Source organism: Methanobacterium spitsbergense, assembly GCF_019931065.1.
GTDB classification, from domain to species: domain Archaea; phylum Methanobacteriota; class Methanobacteria; order Methanobacteriales; family Methanobacteriaceae; genus Methanobacterium_B; species Methanobacterium_B spitsbergense.
This window is the reverse complement of the sequence record NZ_JAIOUQ010000009.1, coordinates 1-5,898: the sequence shown is the minus strand read 5'-3', so window position 1 is coordinate 5,898 and position 5,898 is coordinate 1. Positions and strand designations below refer to the sequence as shown.

Here is a 5,898-nt window from a genome sequence, read left to right as displayed (position 1 = left end):
CAAGACCCAGATAAAACCATACAAGAAGAAGCAATAACAGCACTCGGAAGGATTGTTGTGGATCCATTTATCCATGATTTGAAGGGTGAAGATCGCGACATAAAGGATAAAGCCATTATTGCACTTAACCATATAAGAGAATTGAATGTTATTGAAAAAAATATATTACCAAATGAAATTAAATCATCAATCCAGGATAATAATCAGTTAGATCAAGATTTGAAAGAAGAAATTCTCAATTTAAAAGATGATGAACAAATTATCGAGAAATTAGTTCCAACTGAAATATCTGATATGGACGCTAAAAAGGCAGAACTTACAAAAAAGGGTTACCAAGTATACATTGAAAATTTTATAAAAAATTCACGATACAATTACATTGATGGGTTTATTAGAAAATCACGTTATGATTATGAATTTACAGATATCCGGAATCTCCGGGAGTTACTTCAATACAAAGGCTTGGAATTTTCTGATGAAGAAATGCTCTCACTCATTAAAGAAGAAATAAAAAATCTGGATTACTTAGAATTTAAAAAAACAGTTATGGGCCAAAAACCAATTGAATTGACAGATTATCTAGAAATTCTAATAAAAGATTATCCAGAACCAATGGATCATATAGACCAGTTAAAAAAGCTTTTGAATAAACACAACATCCCACACAACAACAATCTAGCAGAACAAATAGAAAAAACACAAAAACAAATGGAAATCAAAGAATTTGAAAATAAAATACTGGCCAATGATACACAAAACTTTGTTGAAAATGCTTCTCCCTCAATTCTTAAAGGGTTTCGAATGAAGGAATTGAAAGAAAATAGGGATTTGATGATTGCAAATGGAAAATATATTTATATAGAAGCATTTGTAAAAAAATCACGGACCAACTATGAATTAGGTAATGTGCAGAAATTCAGAGAACTATTAACCTATAAAAAAATGGAATTTTCTTTGGATGATTTAATCTGGCTTATACAAGAGGAAATAAAAAACCAGGAATACTTGGAGTTCAGAGAAAAATTAATGATCCAAAAACCAGAAACCATTGGAGATTACTTAGAAATTCTTATAAAAATTTATCCAAAACCAAAGGATCATATAACTCATTTAAAAAAGCTTCTAAACGAACATAACATCCAATACCACACCAATATAGCAAAACAAATAGAAAAAACACAAAAACAAATGGAAATCAAAGAATTCGAAAACAAAATACTTGTTAAAACTGTTAATGAAGGAATTTTACCTGTTGAAATGGAAGATCTTGACGATGCGTATATATGTTTCAATATTGGAAATTTATACTATGACCTTGGGAAAATTGAAAATGCACTAACATATTATGATAAAGCTCTTTATATCTATCCAGATTTCATTGATGCTTGGAAACACATGGGACTTATATACTACACTATGGGAAGATTACAGAAGGCAGCAGCTTGTTACAATCAGATTTTAAATTTTGATCCAAATCAGCCCGAATTATGGTTAGATATTGGAATAATATTCTTTGAAATTGGAAAAGTTCCAGAAGCAAAGACTTGTTATGAAAAGGCAATGGAACTGAATCCATGTTATAAAAATGAAGATTTTGCTGTTGATACCAGAAGCTTCCTTAAAAATAATATCAATTCACTGAAAAAATTTGATAATTATCTGGAACTTGCTTCATCTGCAACTTGGGAATCTTCCGATCCAACACCACCACTTTCTAGAATCATGCGTCTTTTAGATTAATAAACCATAGAAAATCCATGATCTGTTATTTTTAGTTATAATGGAATACCTACCCAACTGAATATACCCATCATCTTTAAACCTATGTAGAACATAACCGCAATGTATAAATATCTTAATTCTCTTTCAGGAATCTTATGAGATGCATTTACACCAAGTTGAGCCATAGGGACTGTTATAATGCTCAGTGTAATCAACTGTATTAAATTGACATATCCAATGGAATAAGGAGGCAGTCCGCTAATATTTACACCATTTAACGTATATGCAATAATTCCCCCCAAAGATGTGAAGATTAAAACTGCTGTTGAAGTCCCAACAGCACGATGCATACTGAAGCCCATTAGTATAGATAAAATTGGAACCAATATAACCCCTCCACCTATACCTAGAAGTCCTGAAAGAATACCTGCTATAAAACCAATTATTAAATATTTTAAAATTCCCTTTTTTGGTTCAGAACCATGTTCCGGATACTTAGCTACTAACATCCATGTAGCTGCAACTAAAACTAAAACTCCAAAAATTATTTTTAAATACTCCCCCGGAATGTTAGATGCAAGGGTTCCACCGATAAATGCCGCAATTATTCCCGAAATTCCCATAAATACAGTTGGTTCTGTTAACACTGCACCTCTACGCTTGTGACCAATTGTCCCGCTAATTGCAGTAGGTAGAATCACAGCCAAGCTAGTTCCAAAAGCAACTCTGATTGCAGTAGTTGGATCTATACCCAACGATGTAAGTAGAAAGAACTGAACAGGTACCATTATGAAACCTCCACCCACACCTAGTAGTCCTGAGGTAAAACCAACTAAAACACCTGTAAAAAGCAATGCAACTATGTATAATAAAAAATCCATGTTCTCTCCTATCAATTACTATTATCAAAAATTATGTTTCCTATATCGGTAGAAATAATTGATCTTATTTAAAATTAAAAGTTTCCAATTAGAATTTAAAAATATAATTAAATAGTTTAATATAAATTCAATATATTTACGGATATTAGATAAAAAATCATTTAAAATATTAAAAAGATTCCATTAAATATACAAAAATTAATCTAACTAATACAATGAAAATAATAAATTTCATAAAGAAGAATCAAACTTCTCATATTGACTCTAAAATCATTTATACATGGGATAATAATAGTATAAATTATCAAGAGATAAAGAATTTTATAAAAACGGTGGTAGCTTGGATTTAAAGAAAATAAAAGGGATAGGCAGTCGTCAGGCAGATAAAATACTTTCAAACTTTGGCAGTGAGAAAGAATTTATTGAAGCAGTTCAAAACTACGAAGTAGACCGTATCACAAGTATAGAAGGAGTAAGTCAGAAAAAAGCAATTCAAATAATAAACACTATCCTAGGCAATCCCAGTAAAGAATTTCTGAAAACTGATCAGGCTGTTCAAGTATACGATGATATAATAGAGAGGATACTTAAGTTCGCCAATACCAAGTATTGTGAAAATAGGATACTTCTAATGAGTCCTCTTAAAAATCAAAAGAGCATCATGGAAAACATTGATTTTGTTATGAAAGCCAAGCATTTTGTGGTCAAGCTACCATTAGATGACTTAAGATCTTTACTTAAAAAAATAGATTCCCTGGAAGAACCAAAACCATTGTATGATCCATCAAATGCAATATTGGTTGAGACACGGGATGATTATCACCAACTTATAGATATGGGTCTTAACAGTTACTGCCCAATTATAACTGGAGATGAACTTGAAAATCCTGAAGACTTTGAATTCATTGTTTATGTATATAGCGAGGGATTAATGGAGTTTGAATCCCAGAACATTGCAATGGTAAATAACTCATCAGAAATGTATGAAATTGTTCCAGAAGTTGTTTTATCATATTATAAAAAAAATTATCCAATAATAAAAAACGCCCTTAAAATAAAAGGAATATTAGGGCATGATTCTATTCTGGGAGATGTTATTGAAATTATAGATTCATTGGAATCCGATGATATAGATGAAGCAATTTTTGAAGATGCAGTGGAATCATCCAAACGTAAAGCGGATTTAAAACTTAAAGAAGCGATTAAAAAAGTAGATCTCAAAGGCGATGAAATATTAGACCTTTTAAACGAGGATATGCCTAAAAAGATACAAGAAATATTCGATGAAGTTATAACCGAAGCAAGAAAAGAAGTTCGTGAAAATACTGGATGCTCTTTTGATCCTTTCATACAGAAATATCCAATTGAAATTGATAATGAAGAACTTGAAAGGATAAAAAAGCAGGAAATGTCCAAAAAATATGTAAATGCACATGAAGAAAATGTGAAAGCAGCTCAAACACTCTCAACTATGAAACCAATAGTGGAAGAAGAAATACATGAGATTTTACTCTTTGACTATGAATTTGCACTTGGCTGTTTTGCACATTACTATAATCTAAATCCACCTGAACTTGGAAATGGATTCAGCTTCCAGAATGGAATACATCTAAATCTTGCACTAGAAAATAGTATAGAAGTTCAAAAAATTGATTATACACTCGAATCCCCGAATAATGTTGTGCTCTTAACAGGAGCAAATAGTGGAGGTAAAACAACTCTTCTAGAAACAATAGCCCAAATTTGTATAATGTCACAGATGGGACTTCCTGTATGTGCAAGTAAAGCTCGTGTTAAAATAGTTGATGAAGTTTATTTTTTCTCCAAAAAACGTTCCTTAGATGCCGGCGCATTCGAATCATTTTTAAGAACTTTCATGCCCATAGTTACTCTAGATACCGACAAATTAATATTATTAGATGAATTAGAAGCCATAACCGAACTTGAAGCAGCTGTAAAAATTATATCCAGTTTCATGGATTTCATAAGTGATTCCAATTCCCTTGCCGTGATTGTAACCCATATGGCCCGAGAAATATTGAAATATACAGATGTCCGAGTGGATGGAATAGAAGCTAAAGGTTTGGATGAAAATTATAATCTCATAGTTGATAGAACACCTCGTATGGATTATTTTGCAAGGAGTACTCCGGAATTAATATTAAGAAGAATGTATGAAAAATCAGATGATAATAAGTTGAAGAATATTTACAGACAAGTTTTAGAAAAATTTTAATTTCACTTTTTTTAATTTAAATATATTATTCCCTAAGAATTGATCAAAATAAATAAATTATCCGATGGTTTATGAAAATGAGAATATTAGGTATAGACCTTGCTGGTAAAGAAGAAAATGAAACGGGTATCTGCATTTTAGATGGTGATAAATTTAGTTTATCCACCATACTGACAAAGAGATTTTAAAACTGTCAGATAAAAACTGGAACCATCACTAATTATAATAGATGCACCACTTTCCCTTCCAAAAGGTCGTTGCTGTCTTGAGAAAGAATGTAATTGTGCTGTTGGAGGGCATTTTCGACAGGCAGAACGAGATATACGTAGTTATGGTCGTGTACTTCCCCTGACATTCAAGGGTATGAAGATGTTAACCATGAGGGGAATTAGAATTTCTTCACTACTTAAACAAAAATATAATGTTATTGAATCCCATCCACGTACCAGTCAAAAGCTCTTGGGTTATGATGACCCTGTATCCAGTTTAAGCAAATTTTTTAGAATACCTGCAAATTTAACAATGCAGGAATTAGATGCAGGACTATTAGTTTTAACTGGTTTTTTATACCTAAAAAAACAGTGCTTAAACTTGGTGATCCAAATGAAGGACTTATTATAGTCCCTGATATAAAAAAATGTGCAAAATATACTGGATCATAAATAGAAATTTTAACTAAAATAATAATTGTATATCCAACAGTTCTGTTAGGATCTTGTATCAAGATAAATAAAAATAAAATTTCTTGTTAAGTATGTAATTAAAATTAATTTATAATAAGGATGGCCGGCAGCGTCAAAGGGTTCCCATAGGCGCTAACCCACAGTACAACCAAAAACGCAGGAGGACTTTACTTCTGGGATCGAAACGAGACCAGGTGTAACCCCACCGCTATGGCCGCCGCACCAATGATAATCATTTATTTAATTTCTTTAAATTGTTTTTATTTAAAAAAATCTAATAAATTTATTGGTAATGTTTATTTTCTTACAAATTTGATTAATGTGTATATGTTGTTATAATAAGGATGGCCGGCAGCGTCAAAGGGTTCCCATAGGC

At 31.6% G+C, this 5,898-nt stretch carries 4 protein-coding genes and 1 rRNA gene; 3 read left to right on the top strand and 2 right to left on the bottom strand.

Annotation, left to right across the window (positions count from 1 at the left end; all coding sequences use genetic code 11):
* Positions 1-1,740, top strand: a 1,740-nt coding sequence (locus tag K8N75_RS07890) for a tetratricopeptide repeat protein (RefSeq protein ID WP_223791543.1), incomplete at its 5' end; no start/stop codon positions are given.
* Positions 1,741-1,775: 35 nt separating this feature from the next.
* On the opposite strand, the gene K8N75_RS07885 is transcribed toward K8N75_RS07890, so the two are convergent.
* Complete coding sequence (locus tag K8N75_RS07885) at positions 1,776-2,603, bottom strand: sulfite exporter TauE/SafE family protein (protein ID WP_223791542.1); 828 nt, start codon at positions 2,601-2,603, stop codon at positions 1,776-1,778.
* A gap of 340 nt (positions 2,604-2,943) precedes the next feature.
* Between K8N75_RS07885 and K8N75_RS07880 the strand changes: the two genes are divergently transcribed.
* Together K8N75_RS07880 and K8N75_RS07875 are read left to right on the top strand one after the other, a co-directional pair.
* Positions 2,944-4,839: a MutS-related protein gene (locus K8N75_RS07880; protein WP_223791541.1), complete on the top strand. Its 1,896-nt coding sequence runs from the start codon at positions 2,944-2,946 to the stop codon at positions 4,837-4,839.
* A 369-nt stretch (positions 4,840-5,208) separates the two neighbouring features.
* On the top strand, positions 5,209-5,460 hold the full coding sequence (locus K8N75_RS07875; protein WP_223791540.1) for a hypothetical protein: 252 nt from the start codon (positions 5,209-5,211) through the stop codon (positions 5,458-5,460).
* A 163-nt stretch (positions 5,461-5,623) separates the two neighbouring features.
* On the opposite strand, the gene rrf is transcribed toward K8N75_RS07875, so the two are convergent.
* Positions 5,624-5,744 (bottom strand): 5S ribosomal RNA (rrf, locus tag K8N75_RS07870).
* Positions 5,745-5,898 lie beyond the last annotated feature (154 nt).

Excerpts from the sequence above, each read along its gene's own strand:
- K8N75_RS07885 (WP_223791542.1), bottom strand. The coding sequence starts at position 2,603 with ATGGATTTTTTATTATACATAGTTGCATTGCTTTTTACAGGTGTTTTA.
- K8N75_RS07875 (WP_223791540.1), top strand. The coding sequence starts at position 5,209 with ATGTTAACCATGAGGGGAATTAGAATTTCTTCACTACTTAAACAAAAA.